The organism is Nonomuraea sp. KM88, from assembly GCF_052245635.1.
Lineage (GTDB): Bacteria > Actinomycetota > Actinomycetes > Streptosporangiales > Streptosporangiaceae > Nonomuraea.
In genome coordinates, this window is record NZ_JBQQCC010000002.1 from 470,853 (window position 1) to 492,314 (window position 21,462).

The window sequence follows — 21,462 nt, forward strand, 5'->3', positions numbered from 1 at the left end:
GATTAGCGGGCAAGGATAGCGTCAAGGTTGTAACTAACTGGACGCTCAAGCTGCTCGTACGTGCACGAATCGGGCGTGCGATCGGGCCGCCACCGCCGCCACTGCGCGGTGTGCCGGAACCGGTCGCCCTCCATCTGGTCGTAGGCCACCTCGATCACCAGCTCCGGTCGCAACGGGATGAAGGACAGATCCTTCTTGGCGTTCCACCGCGACACCGCGCCGGGCACCCGCTGCCCGCCCGTCGCGGGCCCGGCGGCCGGCTGGCCGGCGTTGGCCGCCGCCTGCTCGGCCCAGTGGCCCCACGGATGCTCGCTCAACTCCGCGATGTACGGTTTGAGCTCCTCGACCAGCTCGGCCCTGCGCGCCATGGGGAACGACGCCGCCACGCCCACGTGGTGCAGCCGGCCGTCCGCGGCGTAGAGGCCGAGCAGCAGCGAGCCCACGATCGGACCCGACTTGTGCTCGCGGTAGCCGCAGATGACGACGTCGGCCGTGCGCTCGTGCTTGACCTTGAACATCGTGCGCTTGTCGGGGATGTAGGGCTGGTCACCCGGCTTGACGATGATGCCGTCGAGACCCGCGCCCTCGAACGTCTCGAACCACTCGTGCGCCTGCTCGTCGCTCGTCGTGACGGGGGTCAGCCGGATCGATCCGCCCTTCGCGGGGAAGAGGCCCTCCAGCCGGGCGCGGCGCTCGGAGAACGGCGCCTCCATCAGCGACTCGTCGCCCAGGGCCAGCAGGTCGAACGCGACGAACTGGGCCGGCGTGCGCTCCGACAACATCGTCACCCGCGACTTGGCGGGATGGATGCGCTGCTGCAGCGCGTCGAAGTCGAGCTGGGAGCCCATCGGCAGGACGATCTCGCCGTCGACCACGCACCGGTCGGGCAGCTCGGCCCTGGCCGCCTCGACCAGCTCGGGAAAGTAGCGGGTGAACGGCCGCTCCTTGCGGCTGCCCAGATAGACCTCGTCGCCGTCGCGGAAGATGATGCAGCGGAAGCCGTCCCACTTCGGCTCGTAGAACAGCGTGCCGTCCTGCTTCGGCATGGTCTTGACCGGCTTGGCCAGCATCGGCGGCACCGGCGGGCGCACCGGCAGGTTGGGCACCGGCTCCGGCTCCTCGGCCACGCCGGCGCCGGTGGCCGGCCCGGTGGTCGGCCCGGTGGTCGGCCCGGTGGTCGGCCCGGTGATCGGCTCAGTGGGCTCGCTCATCAGTGCTCCTCGTGTACGTGCAGAAGAGAACGCCCTCCTCCTCCAGCACCTGGCTGAGATCGAGGGAAACCTCCGCGGGCTCGCCGTTGAGTATGCGGGCCGCGCCGCCTCCGACCAGCATCGGGCTGATCGACAGGCACAGCTCGTCGATCAGCCGGCAGGCCGAGAGCTGGGCGTTGACGCGGGGGCCGCCCTCGCACAGGATCCTGGTCAGCCCGAGCTGGTGCAGCTCGGCCATGGCCAGTGGCAGGTCGACCTCGTCGTCGCCGGCGATGACGAGGTCGCAGTGCCGGGCCGCCGCCTTGCGCCGCTCGCGGGGCGCGGCCTCGCAGGTGATCACGATCGTCCGGCTGGGCGCGTCGGTGAACAACTCGGCGTCGAGGTCGAAGCCGAGGCCGCGGGTGATGACGGCGATCGGCGGCACCTCGGGCCGGCCCTCGCGGAGCTCGGCCCACCAGTCGCGCGGCGGCACCGGGCCGTAGCCTTCGGTGCGGACGGTCGCGGCGCCCGCGACGATCACGTCGGCCAGCCCGCGCAGGGTCTGGAAGATCTGCCGGTCGCCCTTGCTCGACAACCCCCGTGAGCGGCCCTTCAGCCAGGCCGCGCCGTCGGTGCTGGCGACCATGTTGACGCGCAGCCACGGCCGGTCACCGGGGTAGGCGTACGCCTGCGCGATGTCCGGGTTGTCCTGTATGTCGGGATAGATGCGCCGCACTCCTCTACCTTGGCACACCCCACCGACAATCGGCTCGCGGAGGTTTCCGCCCTCGTCAGGCGTGCCGGCGCGGCTGGCGGAGCACCTGGAGCGAGCGTGCCGTGACCGCCACCAGGTCGCCGGCCCGCCACTCGTCGGCGAACGTGTCCTCCACCGTGTCGTGGTTGGTGTCGAGCACCGGCAGCCATCCGCCGCCGAACTCCTCGCCGGGCAGCGTGAACGACATGTTCTCGTGGTGGGCGTTGATCAGCAGCAGGAACGAGTCGTCCACGATCCGCTCGCCGCGCGGCCCGGGCTCGGTGATCGCCTCGCCGTTGAGATAGACCATCAGCGACTTGGCGTAGCTGATGTGCCAGTCGCCCGCCGTCATCTCGCGGCCGCCGGGGGTGAGCCAGACCAGGTCGCGCTTGCCGTTGTCGGGGTGGCGGCCGTGGAAGAACCTGCGGCGCTGGAAGACCGGGTGCTCGCGGCGCAGCTTGGACAGCGCCCTGACGAAGTCGAGCAGCTCGTGCTCGGTCTGCAACATCGACCAGTCGACCCAGGCCAGCTCGTTGTCCTGGCAGTAGGCGTTGTTGTTGCCGCGCTGGGTGCGGCCGATCTCGTCGCCGTGGGACAACATCGGCACGCCCTGCGACAGGAACAGGGTGGCCAGGAAGTTGCGCCGCTGGCGGCGGCGGAGCGTGACGATCCCCGGATCCTCGACCGGCCCCTCCGCCCCGCAGTTCCACGAGCGGTTGTCGTTGGTGCCGTCGCGGTTGTCCTCGCCGTTGTCGGCGTTGTGCTTGTGGTCGTACGAGACCAGGTCGGTGAGGGTGAAGCCGTCGTGGCACGTGACGAAGTTGATCGAGGCGACCGGGCGGCGGCCGGAGGACTCGTAGAGGTCGGCGGAGCCGGTCAGCCGGGAGGCGAACTCCGGCAGCGCGGAATGTGTGCCCCTCCAGAAATCCCGCACGATGTCGCGGTATTTGCCGTTCCACTCCGTCCACAGCGGCGGGAAGTTCCCGACCTGGTAGCCCCCCGGCCCCACGTCCCACGGCTCGGCGATCAGCTTGACCTGCGAGATCACCGGATCCTGCTGGATCAGGTCGAAGAACGCGCTCAGCCGGTCGACGTCGTGCAGTTCCCTGGCCAGCGCGGAGGCCAGGTCGAAGCGGAACCCGTCGACGTGCATCTCCAGCACCCAGTAGCGCAGGGAGTCCATGATCAGCTGCAGGGCGTGCGGCGAGCGCACGTTGAGGGAGTTTCCGCAGCCGGTGTAGTCGAGGTAGTAGCGCCGGTCACCGTCGTGCAGCCGGTAGTAGGCGGCGTTGTCGATGCCCCTGAACCCCAGGGTGGGGCCCATGTGGTCGCCCTCGGCGGTGTGGTTGTAGACCACGTCGAGAATGACCTCGATGCCCGCCTCGTGCAGCGCCCGCACCATCGCCTTGAACTCCAGCACCTGCTCCCCGCGCGTGCCGCCACCGGAGTAGCGGCCGTGCGGCGCGAGGTAGGCCATGGTGTTGTAGCCCCAGTAGTTCGTCAGCCCGCGCGCCACCAGGAAGTGCTCGGGGATGTAGTGGTGCACGGGCATCAGCTCGACCGCCGTCACCCCGATCGACAGCAGGTGCTCGATGACCGCCGGATGCCCCACAGCCGCGTACGTGCCCCGCAGGTCCGGCGGCACGCCGGGGTGCCGCATGGTGAGCCCCCGCACGTGGGCTTCGTAGATCACGGTCTCGTGGTACGGCGTGCGCGGCGGCCGGTCGTTGCCCCACTCGAAGAACGGGTTGATCACGACGTTCTTCGGGAGGTAGGGGCCGCTGTCCTCGGAGTTGCGCCGGGAGGGATCGGTGAAGTAGTAGGGGAACAGCGCCTGGTTCCAGGTCAGCTCGCCGTCGATGGCCTTGGCGTAGGGGTCGAGCAGCAGCTTGGCGGGGTTGCACCGGTGGCCCTGCGACGGTTCGTACGGCCCGTGCACGCGGTAGCCGTAGCGCTGCCCCGGCTGGACGCCCGGCAGGTAGCCATGCCAGACGAACCCGTCGACCTCGGGCAGGTCGACCCGCTCCTCGGTGCCGTCGTCGTGAAAAAGGCATAGCTCGACCCGGTCGGCGACCTCTGAGAACAGCGAAAAGCTGGTGCCAACGCCGTCCCAGGTGGCGCCGAGTGGATAGGGCTCGCCCGGCCAGACCTCGCGCATGTGAACTGATTGTCGCACGTTGAAGCGGTTTTGGTCCTGCACTGAGCCGATCGCCCTTCGTACCGGGCCGGCCGCGCGCGTGGGCGCGGCCAGGCCGACCCGGGGCGGAGGCTAGAGGAGCTCGGCGTTGAGCGAGATGGTGGTGCCCGCCAGGGCCTTGCTGACCGGGCAGCCGGCCTTGGCCGTCTCGGCGGCCTGCTGGAACTGCTCGGCCGTGATGCCGGGGACGTGCCCCTTCACCGTGAGCACGATGCCCGTGATGCCCTCGCCGGGCTGGAACGTCACGTCGGCGCTGGTCCGCAGCGACGTGGGGGGCGTGCCGGCGCCGGCCAGCCCGTGGGAGAGCGCCATCGAGAAGCAGGACGAGTGGGCGGCCGCGATGAGCTCCTCGGGAGACGTCTTGCCGCCCGCCGCCTCGGCCCTGGACGGCCAGGAGATCTCGAAGGCGCCGGCGCCCGACGAGTCGAGCGAGACGCTGCCCGAGCCGTCGAGCAGAGCGCCCTCCCACTGGGTGGTGGCGGTGCGCGTGGTGGCCATGGTGGTGCTCCCTCCGTCGTGGATCTCCGAAGCTACCGCGCGCCGGATCGAGCCCCGAGGAGGCGCGCACCGGCACGGGGGACATTCGCTGGTCATCCAGCTCTACATTTCTCGCGAATAGTGACATGCTCGGGTCGCGGCGCACGTGCCGCCTTGATCCGGATTTAAACGGGAGTGTGGTGCCAGTGGAGGCACCGTACGACGACCGCGTGCTGCACCAGCGGGTGGTCGGCGGAGACGAGTCCGCTCTGGGGGAGATCTACGACCGGCTCTCCTCGCTGATCTTCGGTCTCTCCCTCCGGGTCACCAGGGATCGGGTGATCGCCGAGGACATCACGCAGGAGGTGTTCCTGGTCTTCTGGGAACGTCCGCTGGCCTACGATCCGGAGCGCGGGCCCCTGCGTGCCTGGCTGGCCACGATCGCGCACCGGCGCGCGGTCGATCACGTGCGCGCGGAGGAACGGCGCCGGGTGTCGGCGCTGGGGCCGCGGTTGTTCGAACGCGAGCCCGCCAGGCCGGAGGACACCGTGCTCGCCGCCGACGAGGCCGAGCGGGTGCGGCAGGCCGTGACGTCGTTACCCGGCAGCCTGCGGGAGGCACTCGAGCTCGCCTATTTCGGCGGCAGGACCTACCGGCAGGTCGGCGAGGAGCTCGGCATGCCCGAGGGCACGGCGAAATCGCGCATCCGGCTGGCGTTACGGCGCCTGGCGGACGCGCTCGCGGAGGAAGAGGTGTGATGGACCCCGTCGAGCGTCTTTACCTGGACGCGCTGATGGCGGACCCGGCGGTGCCGGCCCACTCGTTGCGTCCCCAACTCCTGGCCGGCGCGAGGGCCCGGCGCAGGCCCGCGGCGCCCACCGCGGCCTGGGCGGAGCCGTACGCGGGCCGGGTCGCCGCCATGGACGCCCTGCTGGCCGAGGCGGCCGGCGACGACTGGTCGCGCGTGATCGTCGAGGGCTGGACCCTGCAGGAACTCGTCGCCCACCTGGCCGCCAAGGACGGTCTGCTGGCCGCCTCCGTCGGCGCTCCCGTGCTCGGACCGCCCATCGGCACGGCCGACGCGCCGGCCCGTACGCGTGATCTGCAGGCCTACGAGCGGTCACGCAGCCCCGAGCAGACGCGCAGGGACTGGCGCGCCCAGGCGGACGCGCTCTGCCGGCACCTGGCGGGCCTGGATCCCGCGACGGCGGCCACGCTCGACGGCCTGGAGACAGGGCTGGGCGACCACATCCTCGGCCGGAGCCTGGAGACCTGGATCCACACCGCCGACGCCGCGGCGACGGCCGGGGTCCGCCTGCCCGACCCGATCGCGGAGCACATCCACCCGACCGCCGACCTGTGCGCCCGCCTGCTGCCCTGGACGATGCTCCTCTCGGGGACGGACGGCGGCGCGGGACACACCCTGCACCTCACCTTGACGGGCGACGGCGGCGGCGAGTGGCGCATCCCCCTGGGCGTGGAGGAGACGGCCCCGGGCACTCCCGACGTCAGCATCACGGCGGACGTGGTGGCGTTCTGCTTCCTGCTCGGGGGCAGGGGAGACCCGGCCGCCTTCCCGGCGGAGCTGGGCGGTGACCTCGCCCTGGCCAGGGACGTCCTGACCGCCGCACCCGCTCTGTCCGGCCCGTAGCCGGGCTGGTCCCGGCGGACGCGGCCGTGGGGCTCAGGAGATCATCCTCGTGCCATGCCCACCGGCGGGCAAACAACGGCGAAAACCTTGTTGAACGATCTCTCCTCCGGAGTCCTTTGATTTGACGCGTTGTTTGGGTTCATGGGGTTAAACGAGAATCCGTTCCTGGGTAAGTCTGCCTCTGTCCGGGCACTCGATCATGATGGGTACCGGATTTTCTGGGTCGAACTACCCATGGACGGAAAAGAATGCACGAGAATACAGAAAGTCGGCAACCGAGCGCGCCGAGAAAAAGGCGCATCATGTCAGTGGCTCTGGCCGGCGCGGCCGCCGGCGTCATGCTCCTTCCCGTGAGTCAGGGGATCGCCGGCGCGAGCGCAGGCGCTGCCGTCGCCTCGGCCGGGGTCGGGGCCGTCGCGGGAGAGAAGCCGGTGCTCGGGTGCAAGCGTCACTGCAACCGCTGGCCCAGGGGCCCCTGGTGGGGCGGTCGCCATCACCACCACCACGACGATCATCACCACCACCATCGCAAGTTCCGTCACAAGCGCCACCATGACGACCGGCCGGTCCGGCCGCGGATCGTCGTGGTGACGCCGACGCCTACACCGTCCCCGACGCCTACGAAGACGGACAGGCCCCGCTACGACGACAACGAGGGCGGGTTCGACTTCTTCGACTGGTGGCCGGTCGACCAGTAGCGCCCGCGGTGGGCGGTATCTTCACCGCCTCCGAAGGAAAGGACGAATGCCGTGGCCGGATGGCCAGCCGCGGCATTCGTCTATTTATTCAATGAAAAGTGCGGATAATGCGGGCGTGGGGTGAAATATGGCCAGAGGTTGTTGCGAATCTGGTCGGACTCCATCATCCTGATTAATCCTTGGCGGACGGCTCAGATCCAGGCCTGCTGGCCGGCCGGGCCCGCCGCGCACGACGAGAGGGGGCCACATGACTGACGACGTGATGGGAGACGTGACGGGCCTGGCCGGGCTGCTGTACGAGTTCGGGCTGCTCAAGCGCTACAAGAGGACCGGGTGGCTGGTCGCGGGCGTACGCGACCCCGAGAGCATCGCCGAGCACTCGTTCCGCGCCGCCGTCATCGCGGGCATGATCGCCAAACTGGAGGGCGCGAATCCGGAGCGGGCCGCGTTCATGAGCCTGTTCCATGACACGCAGGAGACCCGCATCACCGACATCCCCTACATCGGCAAGCGCTACCTCAAGGCGGCCTCCAACGAGGACGTCACCGCCGACCAGGTGCGGGGCGTGTCGGCGGAGGTGGCGGACATGGTGGGCGACGCGGTCGCCGAGTACGAGGAGAAGGCGAGCCTCGAGGCCGTCTGCGCACGCGACGCCGACAAACTGGAGTGCCTCATCCAGGCGGTCGAATATCGGGAGCAGGGGCACCAGAACGTGCAGGGCTGGATCGACAGCTCGCTCGCGGCGATCAAGACCACGACGGGGAAGCGCCTGGCGGAGGAGGCATTGAGCACCGGGACCCTGGAATGGGTGACCCGCGTGCTCAACGGCGACTGACCGCGCTCACCCGGCTGCCGGCGGCTCGGTGACGAGGTCTCTGGCGTATTCGTCGTCGCTCTCGGCCAGCACCCGCTCCGCCCCCTGCGCCGCCCGCTCGTCGCCGCGGGTCGCGAGCCCGCGCGTGGCCTCGGCCACCGCACGCAGGTTCGTGTCGGTGAGCCGGGCCGCCAGCGCCTCCCGGATGGCGGGCGTGTCGGCCGACAGGCCCGCGAGCCCGGCCGTGGCCCAGTCGCGGATGCCCGGGTCGTCGTCCTGGGTCATCTCGATGAGCAGCGCGAGACCCTCCTCGTGGTCCGGCGGCAGCAGGTCGGCCAGCGCGATCGCGTCGGTGATCGTCCGCGTGTGCCCGGGACGCCCGAGGATGTCCAGCACGTACGGCAGCGCCCTCGGATCGCCCTGGTGGCCGAGCGCGGCCAGGACCGAGCGCAGCACCTGCGGGTTGCCCTCCGTGGTCACCATCTTCTCCAGCAGCGGCAGCGTCCTGTCGGCGTAGGGCTTCTCGTCCTCGGTGACGCCGAACTGGGCGATGGCGTCCACGCCGAACTCGCGCTCCCTGGCGTCCTCGCTCACGCACAGCCGGGACAGCGCCTCGTAGGTCTCCTCGTCGCCGCGCTTGGCCAGCGAGTCGGCGACGATCCACCACGTCTCGGCGTCGTCGTCGAGGTCGCGGTGCGCCACGGCCCGCGCCACGAGCCGGTCGACCGGCTCGTGGACGCCCGTCGCCTCCTCCAGCAGGGTCGCGACGGCCGCGTGCCCGCGCTGCGCCTGCACCTGCTCCGTCTGAGTGCCGTCGGGCGAGCGGCCGGTCACGGTGACCAGCTCGGTGCCGTCCCTGGTGTGCTGGCGGGTCACGGTGTGCTCCCAGCCCTCCTGCTCGATCTGGTCGAGCAGGGCGCTCTCCAGGTGCACGCCCACCCAGTCGGCCGCGATGTCGAGCGGCGTGTCGCCGTCGCCGTCGTACTTCTCGGCGTCGGCGTCCGCCGCCAGCAGGACCTGCACCACGCCCAGCGCGCCGCGCCTGGCGGCCAGCGACAGCGGGGTGTCGCCGTCGTCGTTGGTCGCGTCGACCGCGGCGCCAGCCTCGATCAGCACCCGGGCGGTGGCGGCATGCCCGTTGGCGGCGGCCCACAGCAGCGCCGTCCAGCCGCCGGTCTCCCTGCCGTCGACCTCGGCCCCGGCCGTCAGCAGCGTCGTGGCCACCTCGGCGCGATCCCAGGCCGCGGCCGCGCACAGCGGCAGGCCCTCCTCCTCGCCCTCGCTGGGCGTGTTGGGGTCGGCGCCGCCGGCCAGCAGCTTGCCCACGGTCTCGGAATCGCCGTTCAACGCCGCGCGGTAGAGCTGTTCCTCATGCATGACAGGGACCCTAGCCTGGTCCGGCCGCGCCCCGGACCATGCCAGGGCCCCGTGTCATGGCGTGGTACGCGTCCCGGCCTCCGGAGGTACGGACTCCAGGGCAACGTGCATGGTCAGAGGCGAGACAGTTTCCTCCCGGAGAGCGCGACGGTGGACAAGTCGCGATATGTTGCGAGTATGACTGATCCGGGTGAGGTCCGCGCGTCGGACGCCGAGCGCGAGGCCGTCGTCGAACAACTCCGTATCGCCTCGGTGGAGGGCAGGCTCACGCTCGCCGAGCTGACCGACCGCACGGAGGCCGCGTACACCGCGGCCACGCACGCGGAGCTGGCCCTGCTCACCCAGGACCTGCCCGCGGGCGGCGCGCCCGCGCCCGCGTCGCCGGCCCCGACGGGACGCAAGCGGCGCTGGTTCGTGGGCATCATGGGCGACTCCAAGCGGCGCGGCACCTGGCGGATCGACCAGGAGCTCGGCGCGGTCGCCGTGATGGGGGACGTGGTGCTCGACCTGCGCGAGGCGGAGGTGCGTACGAACTCGGTCGACATCATGGCCGTCTCCGTGATGGGCGACGTGAAGATCATCGTGCCGGACGGGGTGAACGTGGACCTCGACGGCGTGGCCATCATGGGCGACAAGAAGGTGGACGTCCTGGAGGGCGCCCAGGGAGCGAACGTGCCCGTCGTGCGCGTGCAGGCGTACGCCGTGATGGGCGACGTCAAGGTGGTCGGCGACTCGCGCGCGAAGCCGATCAAGCGCAAGCTGTCGGCCTGGCGGGAGCACTGGCGGATGTTGCACGGAGAGGACTGGCGCGAGTTGGGCAGGCAGCTCCGCCACGAGACCCGCGAGCTGAACCGGCAGGTGCGCGACATGAACCGCGACCTCGGCCGGGGCTACTGACCCCGCTGCTCGACCGGCTGCTCAGCCGGGCTGCTCAGCCGGCGATGGGCACCGGACGCCGCTGGGCCGCTTCGTACCGTTCCAGCAGCACGCCGACCAGCTCGGGAGCGGGCCCGAGCACGTCGGCCACGACCTCGGCGCCGGCCTCCAGCGTGGCCTGCCGCACCTTGTCGGCGAAGTAGCCGGGAGCCAGCAGATAGGGGGCGACGGCGACCCGCGGCGCGCCGGAGCGCAGCAGCGCGGAGACCGCCTCGGCAGGCGACGGGTCGGCCGCGGAGGCGTAGGCGGCCGACACCGACCACCAGCCGGAGCGCCGCCACCGCCGGGCCATGCCCGAGACCACCGCGTTGGCCCTGGCGTCGCTCGAACCGGCCGACACCAGCACCACCGCCGTGTCCGGGTCGCCCGCGGGCACGCCCGCCCCGGCCAGCCGCCGCTCCAGCGCGGTCCGCAGCAGCGGGTGCGGACCGAGCGTGGTGCCGTAGTGCACGCGCAGGCGCGGATGGCGCGCCCTGACCTCGTTGAGCGCCGCGGGCAGATCGACCCGGCTGTGGTACGCCTCGGTGAGCAGCAGCGGCAGCACCACGGCCTCGTCGAGCCCGGTCAGCGCCTGCCCGAGCGCGGGAGCGCAGTGGTCGAGATAGGCCACGCGTACGGGCACGTCGGGGCGTTCCAGGCGCACCCTGTCGAGCAGCGCGGCCACGGTGGCGGCGGCGCGCGGGTCGCGTGACCCGTGCGCCACCGCCACCAGTGGCACGCGGCCGGGGGCCGTCCCGCCTGCCAACGGGACGGAGCCCCTGTCGGGGATCACAGGTGAATGCCGCATTCGACCTTCCCCAGGCCCGCCCAGCGACCGCTGCGCGGATCCTCACCATCCGCGACCTGCCGCGTGCAGGGCGCGCAGCCGATCGAGGGGTAGTTGTCGTAGTGCAACGGGTTGATCAGCACCCCGTTGTCGGCGATGTAGTTGTCGACGTCATCCTGCGTCCAGGCGGCGATCGGATTGACCTTGACCATCTGCCGCTTGGCGTCCCACTCGACGACCCTGGTGTTCGTCCGGCTCGGCGACTCGTCGCGGCGGATGCCGGAGATCCACGCGAGGTACGGCTCCAGCGCCCGGTTGAGCGGCTCCACCTTGCGCAGGTAGCAGCAGAGGTCGGGGTTGCGGCCGAACAGGCGCGGGCCGAGGTCGCGATCCTGCTCATCGACCGTCCGCGACGGCTTGATGTCGATCACATTGACGTCATAGACCTGCCGCACGGCGTCCCGCGTGCCGATCGTCTCGGCGAAGTGGTAGCCGGTGTCGATGAACAACACGTCAACGCCGGGTTTGACCCGGCTCACCAGATCGATGAGCAGCGCGTCGCTCATGGAGGAGGTCAGGCACAAACGCTCGCCGAAGGTCGCCGCCGCCCAACGGATGATCTCGCGCGCGGGGGCGCCCTCCAGAGCGGTCGCGGCCGACTCGACGATGTCCGGCAGGTCGAGCGAGCCACGTTGATCTCTTAAGACGACCTCGAGGTCGACCAGCGTCATATCCTCACTCCGATCCCGAGAAACTTCAGCTTGAAAGCACGAGCGCAGGCGCGGCAGTACCAGCTGCCGCCCGTGCCGTGCCCGGCGTCGTCGAGCTCGCCCTCGTAGGGTTCGAGGTCCTCGTCGCCGCAGTAGGGGCAGTGGAAGGGAACCGCTCGTGTGGTCATTTCAGGTCGGCCTCGTCCGCTCGCTGCACCCAGTCGGCGAACGACTCGCCTTCCTTCTTCTGGTCGTCGTAGTGGGACACGACCCGCGCGACGTAGTCGGGCAGCGCCTTGGCGGTGGTCTTCAGTCCCCTGACCTTGCGGCCGAAGCCGGAGTTGACGCCCAGCGAGCCGCCCAGGTGGATCTGGAAGCCCTCGACCTGCTCGCCGTTCTCGTCGACCACGAGCTGGCCCTTCAGGCCGATGTCGGCGGTCTGGGTGCGGGCGCACGCGTTGGGGCAGCCGTTGACGTTGATGGTCAGCGGCTCGTCGAACGACGGCAACCGGCGCTCCAGCTCGTCGATCAGGCCGGCCGCCGCCGACTTGGTCTCGACGATGGCCAGCTTGCAGAACTCGATGCCGGTGCAGGCCATCGTCTGGCGGCGGAACGTGGACGGCCTGACCCGCAGGTCGGCGGCCTCCAGCTCGGCCACGAGGGAGTCGACCTGGTCGGGTGCGACGTCGAGGATGACCATCTTCTGCTCGATCGTCGTGCGGACCCTGCCGGAGCCGTGCCGCTCGGCGATGTCGGCGATCTGATGGAGCTTGTCGCCGTCGACCCGGCCCACCTTGGGGGCGAAGCCGACGTAGAAGGCGCCGTCCTTCTGCGGGAAGACGCCGACGTGGTCGCGCCGGCTGCCGCGGGGCGGCTCGGGGGCGGGCCCGTCGAGCAGCGGCTCCTTGAGGTATTCCTGCTCGAGCACCTCACGGAACTTCTCCACGCCCCAGTCGTTGACCAGGAACTTGAGCCTCGCCCTGTGCCGCAGCCGCCGGTAGCCGTAGTCGCGGAAGATCCCGGTGACGCCCTCGTGCACGTCGCCCACCTGGTCGGGCCGGACGAACACGCCCAGCCGCTTGGCCAGCATCGGGTTGGTCGACAGGCCGCCGCCGACCCACAGGTCGTAGCCGGCCTCGCCGCGCTCGTTGACCACCCCGACGAACGCCACGTCGTTGATCTCGTGGACCGTGCAGTGGGCGGGGCAGCCGCTCAGCGCCGTCTTGAACTTGCGCGGCAGGTTGGAGTAGGCCGGGTTGCCGATGACCCGCTCCTTCAGCTCACGGATCTGCTCCGTGGCGTCCAGCACCTCGTCGGTGTCGATGCCGGCCAGCGGGCACCCGAGGATCACGCGCGGGGTGTCGCCGCAGGCCTCCGTGGTGGACAGGCCCACGGCCTCCAGGCGCTCCCAGATGTCCGGCACCGACTCGATCTCGATCCAGTGGAGCTGGATGTTCTGGCGGTCGGTCAGGTCGGCGGTGCCGCGGGCATATTCGTTGGCGATGTCGGCGATCGTGCGCAGCTGGGCCAGGTCGAGCTGCCCGCCGTCGATGCGCACGCGCATCATGAAGTAGCGGTCGTCGAGCTCCTCGGGCTCGAGGATCGCCGTCTTGCCGCCGTCGATGCCGGGCCTGCGCTGGGTGTAGAGGCCGTACCAGCGCATGCGTCCGCGCAGGTCGGCCGGGTCGATGGAGTCGAAGCCCCGCTTGGAGTAGATGTCGATGATGCGCTGGCGGACGTTGAGGCCGTCGTCGTTCTTCTTGTTCTCTTCGTTCTTGTTGAGCGGCTCGCGGTAACCGAGAGCCCACTGGCCTTCGCCGCGCGGGCGCCGGTGATGGCGGCTGGCGGGAGTGCGGCTGGCAGGAGTGCTCATTGCGCGTCCTTCGGATCATGGGCGCGCGCTATGGTCCTCCCGCCTCGTCATCGAGGGCAGGAATGCAGGAGGGAATGCGACGCGCTCAGCGGCAAAAGAAAGATGGCGGTTAGCGGGCGTCGCAACAGATGGCACTGCGGACACGCAGCAGGTCGACGTGGCGTCGACCGACGAGCATGGGGTCCGCTGGCATACAACGAAGATACCCCGGCCGTCCGGGATGTCCAAGAAGGGGTCCAGAGTGTGGGATCGTTCAGCCCTGGCGCGGCCAGTCCAGCTCCGATTCCCTGGCCTGCTCTGCGGTCTGGTGCTGGCAGTCGCACCACGAGCCGCCGCGGCAGTCGTCGTGGCGCTTGTCCTTGCAGCTCTCGCAGATCACACCTGCATTATTCTCCTAGAAGGTTGTTCCGGTTAGGCTGGCGCGCGTGAACCTCATGGCCGAGTTGCTCGACGACCTGCGTGCCGAGACCGCGTCCTTCGAGGCGCTGCTGCGGCCCCTGAGCGACGACGGCTGGGAACGCCCCACGCCCGCCGAGGGGTGGGCGATCCGCGACCAGGTGAGCCACCTGGCCTGGTTCGACGACGCGGCCGCCCGGGCGGTCACCGACCCCGACGGCCACCGCGCCTCCCTCGCGGGCCCCGGCCCGGTCGACGGATGGGTCGACGACCTGGTGCTGCGGGCGCGCGGGAGGACTCCCGCCGACCTGCTCGCCTGGTTCCGTACGGCGCGGGCCCGCAGCGTCGAGGTGTTCACCACGCTCGGCGCCCGCGACCGGGTGCCGTGGTACGGGCCCGACATGTCGGCGGCCTCGTTCGTCACCGCGCGGCTGATGGAGACGTGGGCCCACGGCCAGGACGTGGCCGACGCGCTCGGCGTCACCAGGCCGCCCACGGCCCGGCTCAGGCACGTGGCCTCGATCGGCTTCATGGCCAGGCCGTACAGCTTCGCCGTACGCGGCCTCCCCGTGCCCGCCGAGCCGGTGCGCGCGGAGCTCACCATGCCGGACGGCGCCACGTGGACGGCGGGTCCCGGCGACGCGGAGAGCGTCGTACGCGGGCCGGTGCTCGACTTCTGCCTGGCCGTCACCCAGCGCATCCACCTGTCGGACACCGCGCTGGAGACGGCGGGGAGCCCGGCGAGGGAGTGGATGGAGATCGCGCAGGCGTTCGCGGGGCCTCCAGGAAGGGGCCGCGCGCCCGTCTCGGGGTGATCTCAGGGTCGATGCCGGATGACGCGAACGGCAGGACCAGTGACATGCTGTGAGTATGCGCACACTCTTGAACGTCATCTGGCTCGTTTTCGCCGGAATCTGGCTGGCCATGGGCTACGCACTGGCCGGGATCATCTGCTGCATCCTGATCATCACGATTCCGTTCGGCATCGCCTCGTTCAGGATCGCCGCGTACGCGCTGTGGCCGTTCGGCAGGACCGTCGTGCGCGACCCCGACGCGGGGGTGTTCTCGTTGCTCGGCAACATCATCTGGTGCGTCGTCGCGGGGATCTGGCTGGCCATCGGCCACGTCATCACCTCGATCCCGCTGTTCATCTCCATCATCGGCATCCCGATGGGCGTGGCGAACATCAAGATGATCCCCGTCTCCCTCCTCCCGCTGGGTGCGCGCATCGTCGACAACGACTAGCCACGGGCGGGGTGCGCGGCGTCTAATGGGGGCAACCGCCACCACGGTTTCGACCAGGCACTCTGGTAGGGCGGCGGGCCGATGGGCAGTGACCATTGGCTAGGCTGTGCCGAAGAGTAACTGCGAATACCGTTGGGTGCCATGACGTCCACCGAAGCGCCTTCCCGGCCGAAAAGGGGGCTCGCCTCCAACGCCCGGGCCAGGCTGAGCTGGGTGCTCGACACCAAGTCGTGGGCGATCGTCCGTGCGTCGACCAACGCCGGGGTCAACTACCGGGTGACCGGCCTCGCGGGTGAGGCGGCCTTCTTCGCGCTGCTGTCGCTGCCGCCTTTCGTGCTGGGCCTGATCGGCGTCATCGGCAAGCTCGGCACCTGGCTGGGGCCGGGAGTGGTCGGCCAGGTCAAGGCCTGGGTGATCGCCCAGGCCGGCCTGCTGTTCACCGACGACGCCGTCACCAAGGTCGTCAACCCGCTCATCACCGACGTGCTCAGCGACGACGCCGGCAAGGTGTCGATCATCTCGCTGGGTTTCCTGGTGTCCCTGTGGTCCGGCTCCAGGGCCCTCTACGTCTACGTCGACCTCATCTCCGTCGCCTACGGGCTGGGAGAGGAGCGCGGCATCATCCGCACCAGGCTGATGTCGTTCGGCCTCTACGTCATCGGCCTGGTCATCGGCATCATCGTCATGCCGATCCTGGTCGTCGGCCCCACCCTGCTCAGGGACACGCTGCCCGGCGAATACGGCATCCTCATCGACGTGCTCTACTGGCCGGTCGTGATCGTCGGCTCGGTGCTGTTCCTGACCGTGCTCTACCACGTGAGCGTCCCGGTGCGCACGAAGTGGTACCGCGAGCTGCCCGGCGCCATCCTGGCGTTGTTCCTGTGGATCGTCTGCGCGGCGGTGCTGAGGGCCGTGCTGGCCGCGTGGTTCTCGCCCGTCTCCGTCTACGGCTCCCTGGCCGCGCCCATCGCCCTGCTGCTGTGGTTGTACATCACCGCGCTGGCCGTGCTCATCGGAGCCATCCTGAACGCCGAAGTCGACCGGCTCTGGCCGGGCATGGGCCGGACGAACAACGCGTGATCCGACCTGGGGCGCGGGCGACCAGATCCGTGCCGGCGAGTCGAAACGGTTGTTCGCCGTCTTCCGCGGCGTCCGGAAGACGATCAAGGCTGCCGACCTGGACCTCCTGACGCTCGGCCTGTTCAGGAACGTGAAGATCACGCAGAAGTGAGAGCCCGCCGCATCCGCTATCGTCTAGACGAGACGCGACTGGCGCATTGGGTGGGAACGACCACCGGGGAGCGAAAGGAGCGGAGGCCGTGCGCCTGGGTCTTCGCAGATTGTCAACGATGACAGGAGAATCATGAGTTCTCTCTCTAGCGTCGACCCGCAGCTCGCCGAGCTCATCCAGGCGGAGGAGCGGCGGCAGGCCGACACCGTCAAGCTCATCGCGTCCGAAAACTACGTGTCCAAGGCCGTGCTCGAGGCCACCGGCACCGTCCTGACGAACAAGTACAGCGAAGGCTACGCGGGCAAGCGCTACTACGAGGGCCAGCAGGTCATCGACCAGATCGAGACCCTCGCCATCGAGCGCGCCAAGGCGGTCTTCGGCGTCGGCCACGCCAACGTCCAGCCCTACTCCGGCTCGCCCGCCAACCTCGCCGTCTACATGGCGTTCCTGCAGCCCGGCGACACCGTGATGGGCATGGGCCTGCCGTTCGGCGGCCACCTCACCCACGGCTGGTCCGTCTCGGCCACCGGCAAGTGGTTCAACCCGGTCCGCTACGGCGTGCGCAAGGACACCGGCCGCATCGACCTCGACGAGGTGCGCCAGCTCGCCCTGGAGCACCGTCCGAAGCTCATCTTCTGCGGCGGCACCGCGATCCCGCGCACGATCGACTTCGAGGGTTTCGCCTCGATCGCCCGTGAGGTCGGCGCCGTGCTGGCCGCCGACATCGCCCACATCGCGGGCCTGGTCGCGGGCGGCGCGCACCCGTCGCCGGCGGGCCACGCCGACGTGATCTCCACGACCACGCACAAGACGCTGCGCGGCCCGCGCGGCGCCATGCTCATGGCCGACTCGGAAGAGCACGCCAAGGCGCTCAACAAGGCCGTCTTCCCCGGCCTGCAGGGCGGCCCGCACAACCACACCACGGCCGCCATCGCCGTCGCGCTGCACGAGGCCGCCCAGCCGGCCTTCCGCGACTACGCCCACCAGGTCGTCGCCAACGCCAAGACCCTGGCCGACGAGCTCGCCTCGCGCGGGTTCGACCTCGTCTCCGGCGGCACCGACAACCACCTGATCCTGCTCGACCTCACGCCCAAGGGCATCGGCGGCAAGCCGGCCGCGCAGGCGCTCGACCGCGCGGGGCTGGAGACCAACTACAACACGGTGCCGTTCGACACGCGCAAGCCGTTCGACCCGTCGGGCATCCGCATCGGCACGCCGTCGGTCACCTCGCGCGGCATGGGTGAGGCGGAGATGCGCCAGATCGGCGCCTGGATGGACGAGGTCGTCACCGCCCTCGCCAAGGGCGACGCCGACGACGTCATCACGCGCGTCCACCACGAGGTGAGCGAGCTCACCGCGCAGTTCCCCGCGCCCGGTCTCTAGAAGCGAGCTCCGCCCGACCGGCTCCTGGAGCCGCGGCGGAGCCAGGCGGGCGTCCCGCGCGCCCGCCTCCGGTTCGCGAAGATCCTTCCGTTACGGCGGTGCCGGCGGCACGCCTTCCGCCGCACCTCGCGAGGGCCTCCAGGGTGACGCCCGCTGACCCGCACGTGGCGGGCCGCCGCGACGGCGCTCTCCTGACCATGACCGTGGTCAGAGGGCGCCGGTTCACCGCACGAACCACTCGAGCCCCTTGTCGGTCAGCAGCACCGCGCCGATCGTGAGGGCGAGCACGAGCTTGACGAGCATGAGCATCCCGCCTCCGCCGACCAGCCCGATCAGGGAGTCCAGCACGGCCACGGCCTCCGCGGCCAGGATGACGATGCGGGTCCAGCGGAACCGCTTGGGCGCGAGAACCCCCGCGACGGCGAGCACGGCCGTCACGACGAGGGAGAAGATGACGAGGCCGCGCACCAGGCCCGGGTTCCGCACGTCCTGGCCGTGGTCGAGCCGGTCGCCGAGCAGCGACAACGTCACGAAGGCGCCGAACACCCCGGCGACGACCTGAAACCAGACCCCCACGAGCGCGAGCACCACGCTCGTCGGCATGCGTTCCGACATCTGAGCATCCATCGAGCCCCTCCCCATGACGCTTCGGGAACGCGCTCACCGTCTCAGCTCCCCGCCGGGACCCGTCCCGGCGGGGACGCCGGTGTCGTCACAGCTCGGCCAGGACGCCCTCCCTGACGGTGGCGACCGGGATCACGTGGCGGTCCGGGCGCGCGGTGCCGCCGCGCGCGTCCACGTAGGCGCGGCCCGGGGGAGCGGCCGCGGCCAGGCGGAAGATCGTGGCGTGGCGGATCGTGCCGTCGTCCCCGAGCCAGGGCTGGTCCATGCGCAGGATCCGGCGTGGCGTGGCCGTGACCGCCTCGATCGCCGGCTCCAGCCCCATGCCGCAGTGCAGCAGCTTGGTGAGCGTGGTGGCCAGGTCGTGCACCGGGCCGGCGATGTTGCGTACGTGGAGGTCGGTGCTGATCGTGTGCGGCGGGAAGCCGGCCGCCAGCGCGCGGGTGGCCACGTCGAAGCTGAAGCTGGCCGCGCCGTGCCCCACGTCCAGCAGCACGCCGCGATCGAGGGCGCGGTCCAGGGCCGGGGCCGGGGCGCCGCCGGGGAGCCACGGGGCGCCGGTCTTGCCGTGGTAGCAGTGGGTGACGACGTCTCCGGCGTCCAGGAGGTCGAGCACGTCGCCGATCAGCGGCGGGGCCTCGCCCACGTGCACCAGCAGCGGCAGGCCCGCCTCCCTGGCCACCAGGCGGCCGAGCTGGAGCGGCTGCAGGCCCATCGCGCCGACGATCGCGCCGCTGGAGCGCACCTTCACCCCGCACACGACGTCGCGGTGCCGGTCGATGGCGGCGAGCGTGGCGTCCACGTCGATGAACGCCGGGTCGGCGGTCTCGCGCAGGTGGACCAGGCCGTGGGAGCCGATGTTGAGCCAGGCGCGCACCTGCGTCCTGGCCGCCGGGATGACGTAGCGGACGAGCCCGTCGATGGTGGCCTGTCCCGCGCTGCCCGCGTCGGCGAGCACGTGCACGCCCGCGTCCAGGCCGGCCCGGTCGGGCGGCACGCTGATCTGCGTCATCGCGTCGTAGACGTGGGCGTGCAGGTCCACCCAGCCGGGGCCGATGCAGAGTTCGCCCTCGAGCTCGGGGCCCGCAGCGGTTGCCGTCCCGCCGCCCGGGGGCGCGGCCGCCCCCTCCTCGTGCTCCGGCCGGGTCAGGCGGGCCCGCCCGTCCGCGAGCGTCAGGCGGGCGCGGCCGTCCACCGAAGGCAGGCGGCCGGTCCCGCCGGCGGAGGGCGGCGGCCCGAGCACGCGCAGCGGCGTGTCGAGGGTGGCGGGAAGGCGTACGTCGCCGCTCATGGCAGCGCCCTCGTGACGGCGGCGTTGTGGAAGGTGCGGCGGATGCGGGCGATCCCGTCCGACGCCCGGCTCGGGTGCACGCGGTTGGTCAGCAGCACGGCGTAGAAGTCCAGCTCGGGATCCACCCACAGGCTCGTCCCCGTGAACCCGTCGTGCCCGTACGCCGACGCGGTGAGCAGGTCGCCGCCGCTGCCCAGACGGGGTTCGTGGCCCTGCCAGGCCAGTGCCCGGCCGCCGGTCCTGGTGCCGGTCATGACGGCCAGCGTGCGCGGCGCGATGACGCCGGCGCCGCCCCCGCACAGCGCCTGGCCCAGCCTGGCCAGGTCGTCCAGGGTGCCGAACATGCCCGCGTGGCCGGCGACGCCTCCGAGCACCTCGGCGTTCTCGTCGTGCACGGTGCCCTGCACGACGCGGCCCCGCCACGGGCAGTCCTCGGTGGCCGCCGCCCGGGCCCGATCGTGCTCGGGAAGCAGGAAGCGGGTGTCGTCCATGCTCAGGGGAGCGGTGACGCGTTCGCGTACGAGCTGGTCGAGCGGGACCCCGGCGGCGCTCTCCGCGACCAGTGCGAGGATCATGAAGCCCTGGGAGCTGTACTCGACGCCCTGCCGCTCCCGCAGCGGCAGGCCGGCGAGCGCGTCGAGCAGGTCCTCCCGGGTGGGGCAGCGGCGGTAGAGCGGCTGCTGGCCGGGGATGCGCGAGGTGTGGGTGAGCAGCTCGAACACGGTGACGCCGGCCTTGTCGGTGCCGGCGTAACGGGGCAGGTGGGACTCGACGGTGTCGTCCAGGGTGAGCTCGCCCGACTCCACCAGCGCCATCACCGCGAGCCCGACGATCGGCTTGGTGAGCGAGGCGAGGTCCCACAGCGTGTCGTCGCCCACCGGGACGCCGTCCCAGCGCAGCGTGCCGAGCGTGTCTCGCCCGACCGGCCCGGCGGACGTGCCGTAGGCCCAGGCCGCGCCCGAGAACTCTCCCTTGTCGCGGGCCCTGGCCAGAATGCGGCCGGCTGTCATACGTTCCTCCCCAGCGCCGCGGAGACCCGGGCGGCGGCCACCACCAGCGGGCCGAGCAGCGGCACGTCGTCCTCGTCCAGATTGAGCGTCAGCCCCGCCACGCTGACCGCGCCCACCGCCGTCCCCGCCGCGTCGTGCACCACCGCTCCGACGCATCGCACGTTCGGCTCGTTCTCCTCGTCGTCGACCGCGTACCCGCGCTGCCGCACCGCCTCCAGCTCGGCCACGAGCAGATCCGGGTCCGTGATGGTGGCGGGCGTGTTGCTGATCAGCGGCGCGGTCGCCGCCAGCACCGCGCGCACCTCCTCCTCCGGCAGGTGGGCGAGGATCGCCTTGCCGATCGCGGTGCAGTGCAGCGGGATCTGCGTCCCGACCCGCGAGGCCATCCGGTACGGCTGCTGCGACTCGACCTTGGCGAGGTAGACGGCCGACGAGCCGCTGCGGATCGCGAAGTGCACGGTGTGCGAGGTGTTGCGCTGCAGGTTCTCCAGGATCGGCCGGACGAGGGTCGTCATGTCCCTGTCGGTGAGCGCCGCCCCGGCCAGCGCGAGGATGGCGGGCCCCGACGCGTACGTGCCGTCGCCGTGCGAGACGGCGTACCCCTGGGCGATGAAGATCTGCAGGATCCGGTGCACGGTCGTCTTGTTGATGCCGGTCCGCTGGGCGATGTCCGCCAGGCGGCGGGGTTGATCGTGGCCGGCCAGGGCTCCTAAGACGACGAGCGTCTTCTCCACCGAGTTCATGGTGACTGTCCCAAAAGGGTTGACGGACATAACCGAAACGGGTCATATTCAACCACGTGATACGCCATTTCACCATGTGAAACGCAAGAAAGGGAGGCG

At 70.8% G+C, this 21,462-nt stretch carries 24 protein-coding genes and 1 riboswitch; of the genes, 9 read left to right on the forward strand and 15 right to left on the reverse strand.

Annotation, left to right across the window (positions count from 1 at the left end; genetic code table 11):
- Window positions 1–2 precede the first annotated feature (2 nt).
- From ACTWPV_RS07890 to ACTWPV_RS07905, 4 genes are all read right to left on the reverse strand, one after another.
- Entirely contained in the window at window positions 3–1,211 is a 1,209-nt protein-coding gene (locus ACTWPV_RS07890) for an ATP-dependent DNA ligase (RefSeq protein ID WP_443151206.1), read from the reverse strand.
- Window positions 1,195–1,926 (reverse strand): pyrimidine reductase family protein, encoded by a 732-nt coding sequence (locus ACTWPV_RS07895; RefSeq protein WP_443151207.1) that lies wholly within the window; start codon window positions 1,924–1,926, stop codon window positions 1,195–1,197. Before ACTWPV_RS07895 ends, ACTWPV_RS07890 begins: the two co-directional genes overlap by 17 nt.
- 55 nt (window positions 1,927–1,981) lie before the next feature.
- Window positions 1,982–4,102: a glycogen debranching protein GlgX gene (gene glgX / locus ACTWPV_RS07900; protein ID WP_443151208.1), complete on the reverse strand. Its 2,121-nt coding sequence runs from the start codon at window positions 4,100–4,102 to the stop codon at window positions 1,982–1,984.
- 111 nt (window positions 4,103–4,213) lie between these two features.
- A complete protein-coding gene (locus ACTWPV_RS07905) occupies window positions 4,214–4,639 on the reverse strand; it encodes an OsmC family peroxiredoxin (protein ID WP_347646747.1) in 426 nt (141 codons plus the stop codon).
- 179 nt (window positions 4,640–4,818) lie between these two features.
- Between ACTWPV_RS07905 and ACTWPV_RS07910 the strand changes: the two genes are divergently transcribed.
- From ACTWPV_RS07910 to ACTWPV_RS07925, 4 genes are all read left to right on the forward strand, one after another.
- Window positions 4,819–5,376: a sigma-70 family RNA polymerase sigma factor gene (locus ACTWPV_RS07910; protein ID WP_347646746.1), complete on the forward strand. Its 558-nt coding sequence runs from the start codon at window positions 4,819–4,821 to the stop codon at window positions 5,374–5,376.
- The gene (locus ACTWPV_RS07915; protein ID WP_443151209.1) at window positions 5,376–6,269 is read left to right on the forward strand and encodes a maleylpyruvate isomerase family mycothiol-dependent enzyme; all 894 of its coding nucleotides are present in this window, start codon (window positions 5,376–5,378) and stop codon (window positions 6,267–6,269) included. The genes ACTWPV_RS07910 and ACTWPV_RS07915 overlap by 1 nt, the downstream gene beginning before the upstream one ends.
- Window positions 6,270–6,571: 302 nt before the next feature.
- Window positions 6,572–6,967, forward strand: coding sequence for a hypothetical protein (locus ACTWPV_RS07920; protein ID WP_443151210.1), 396 nt, complete (start codon window positions 6,572–6,574; stop codon window positions 6,965–6,967).
- 247 nt (window positions 6,968–7,214) lie between these two features.
- Window positions 7,215–7,802 carry an HD domain-containing protein gene (locus ACTWPV_RS07925; RefSeq protein WP_347618137.1) on the forward strand — a complete coding sequence of 196 codons (588 nt, stop codon included), beginning with the start codon at window positions 7,215–7,217 and terminating at the stop codon, window positions 7,800–7,802.
- A 6-nt stretch (window positions 7,803–7,808) separates the two neighbouring features.
- On the opposite strand, the gene ACTWPV_RS07930 is transcribed toward ACTWPV_RS07925, so the two are convergent.
- Window positions 7,809–9,158 carry an ankyrin repeat domain-containing protein gene (locus ACTWPV_RS07930; RefSeq protein WP_443151211.1) on the reverse strand — a complete coding sequence of 450 codons (1,350 nt, stop codon included), beginning with the start codon at window positions 9,156–9,158 and terminating at the stop codon, window positions 7,809–7,811.
- A gap of 177 nt (window positions 9,159–9,335) precedes the next feature.
- Between ACTWPV_RS07930 and ACTWPV_RS07935 the strand changes: the two genes are divergently transcribed.
- Window positions 9,336–10,055, forward strand: coding sequence for a DUF1707 SHOCT-like domain-containing protein (locus ACTWPV_RS07935; protein WP_443151212.1), 720 nt, complete (start codon window positions 9,336–9,338; stop codon window positions 10,053–10,055).
- A 34-nt stretch (window positions 10,056–10,089) separates the two neighbouring features.
- Here the strand turns inward: ACTWPV_RS07935 and ACTWPV_RS07940 are convergent, their stop codons facing one another.
- The 6 genes from ACTWPV_RS07940 to ACTWPV_RS07965 form a co-directional block, all read right to left on the reverse strand.
- Complete coding sequence (locus ACTWPV_RS07940; RefSeq protein WP_443151213.1) at window positions 10,090–10,881, reverse strand: sirohydrochlorin chelatase; 792 nt, start codon at window positions 10,879–10,881, stop codon at window positions 10,090–10,092.
- A complete protein-coding gene (locus ACTWPV_RS07945) occupies window positions 10,863–11,591 on the reverse strand; it encodes a phosphoadenylyl-sulfate reductase (protein WP_347646740.1) in 729 nt (242 codons plus the stop codon). The genes ACTWPV_RS07940 and ACTWPV_RS07945 overlap by 19 nt, the downstream gene beginning before the upstream one ends.
- Entirely contained in the window at window positions 11,588–11,758 is a 171-nt protein-coding gene (locus tag ACTWPV_RS07950) for an Insertion element protein (protein WP_132595212.1), read from the reverse strand. The genes ACTWPV_RS07945 and ACTWPV_RS07950 overlap by 4 nt, the downstream gene beginning before the upstream one ends.
- Window positions 11,755–13,443, reverse strand: coding sequence for a nitrite/sulfite reductase (locus ACTWPV_RS07955; RefSeq protein ID WP_443151214.1), 1,689 nt, complete (start codon window positions 13,441–13,443; stop codon window positions 11,755–11,757). The genes ACTWPV_RS07950 and ACTWPV_RS07955 overlap by 4 nt, the downstream gene beginning before the upstream one ends.
- A gap of 109 nt (window positions 13,444–13,552) precedes the next feature.
- A complete protein-coding gene (locus ACTWPV_RS07960; RefSeq protein ID WP_354532976.1) occupies window positions 13,553–13,636 on the reverse strand; it encodes a putative leader peptide in 84 nt (27 codons plus the stop codon).
- 60 nt (window positions 13,637–13,696) lie between these two features.
- Window positions 13,697–13,822: a hypothetical protein gene (locus ACTWPV_RS07965; protein ID WP_347646738.1), complete on the reverse strand. Its 126-nt coding sequence runs from the start codon at window positions 13,820–13,822 to the stop codon at window positions 13,697–13,699.
- 55 nt (window positions 13,823–13,877) lie between these two features.
- Here ACTWPV_RS07965 and ACTWPV_RS07970 point away from each other — a divergent pair, with 55 nt between their 5' ends.
- From ACTWPV_RS07970 to glyA, 4 genes are all read left to right on the forward strand, one after another.
- Complete coding sequence (locus ACTWPV_RS07970) at window positions 13,878–14,654, forward strand: TIGR03084 family metal-binding protein (protein WP_443151460.1); 777 nt, start codon at window positions 13,878–13,880, stop codon at window positions 14,652–14,654.
- A 55-nt stretch (window positions 14,655–14,709) separates the two neighbouring features.
- A complete protein-coding gene (locus ACTWPV_RS07975; RefSeq protein ID WP_443151215.1) occupies window positions 14,710–15,084 on the forward strand; it encodes a YccF domain-containing protein in 375 nt (124 codons plus the stop codon).
- Window positions 15,085–15,225: 141 nt separating this feature from the next.
- The gene (locus ACTWPV_RS07980; RefSeq protein WP_347646736.1) at window positions 15,226–16,164 is read left to right on the forward strand and encodes a YihY/virulence factor BrkB family protein; all 939 of its coding nucleotides are present in this window, start codon (window positions 15,226–15,228) and stop codon (window positions 16,162–16,164) included.
- Window positions 16,165–16,339: 175 nt separating this feature from the next.
- Window positions 16,340–16,422: riboswitch (ZMP/ZTP riboswitch) on the forward strand.
- 1 nt (window position 16,423) lies between these two features.
- Window positions 16,424–17,698 carry a serine hydroxymethyltransferase gene (glyA, locus tag ACTWPV_RS07985; protein ID WP_443151461.1) on the forward strand — a complete coding sequence of 425 codons (1,275 nt, stop codon included), beginning with the start codon at window positions 16,424–16,426 and terminating at the stop codon, window positions 17,696–17,698.
- A 222-nt stretch (window positions 17,699–17,920) separates the two neighbouring features.
- Here glyA and ACTWPV_RS07990 read toward each other — a convergent pair whose 3' ends face one another.
- The 4 genes from ACTWPV_RS07990 to ACTWPV_RS08005 all read right to left on the reverse strand — a co-directional run bounded on the left by ACTWPV_RS07990 (window position 17,921) and on the right by ACTWPV_RS08005 (window position 21,354).
- Window positions 17,921–18,313, reverse strand: coding sequence for a hypothetical protein (locus ACTWPV_RS07990; RefSeq protein ID WP_443151216.1), 393 nt, complete (start codon window positions 18,311–18,313; stop codon window positions 17,921–17,923).
- Between the two features lie 97 nt (window positions 18,314–18,410).
- Window positions 18,411–19,610 (reverse strand): hypothetical protein, encoded by a 1,200-nt coding sequence (locus ACTWPV_RS07995; RefSeq protein ID WP_443151217.1) that lies wholly within the window; start codon window positions 19,608–19,610, stop codon window positions 18,411–18,413.
- Complete coding sequence (locus tag ACTWPV_RS08000; protein ID WP_443151218.1) at window positions 19,607–20,620, reverse strand: serine hydrolase domain-containing protein; 1,014 nt, start codon at window positions 20,618–20,620, stop codon at window positions 19,607–19,609. Before ACTWPV_RS08000 ends, ACTWPV_RS07995 begins: the two co-directional genes overlap by 4 nt.
- Window positions 20,617–21,354 (reverse strand): IclR family transcriptional regulator, encoded by a 738-nt coding sequence (locus ACTWPV_RS08005; protein ID WP_443151219.1) that lies wholly within the window; start codon window positions 21,352–21,354, stop codon window positions 20,617–20,619. The genes ACTWPV_RS08000 and ACTWPV_RS08005 overlap by 4 nt, the downstream gene beginning before the upstream one ends.
- Between the last annotated feature and the right edge of the window lie 108 nt (window positions 21,355–21,462).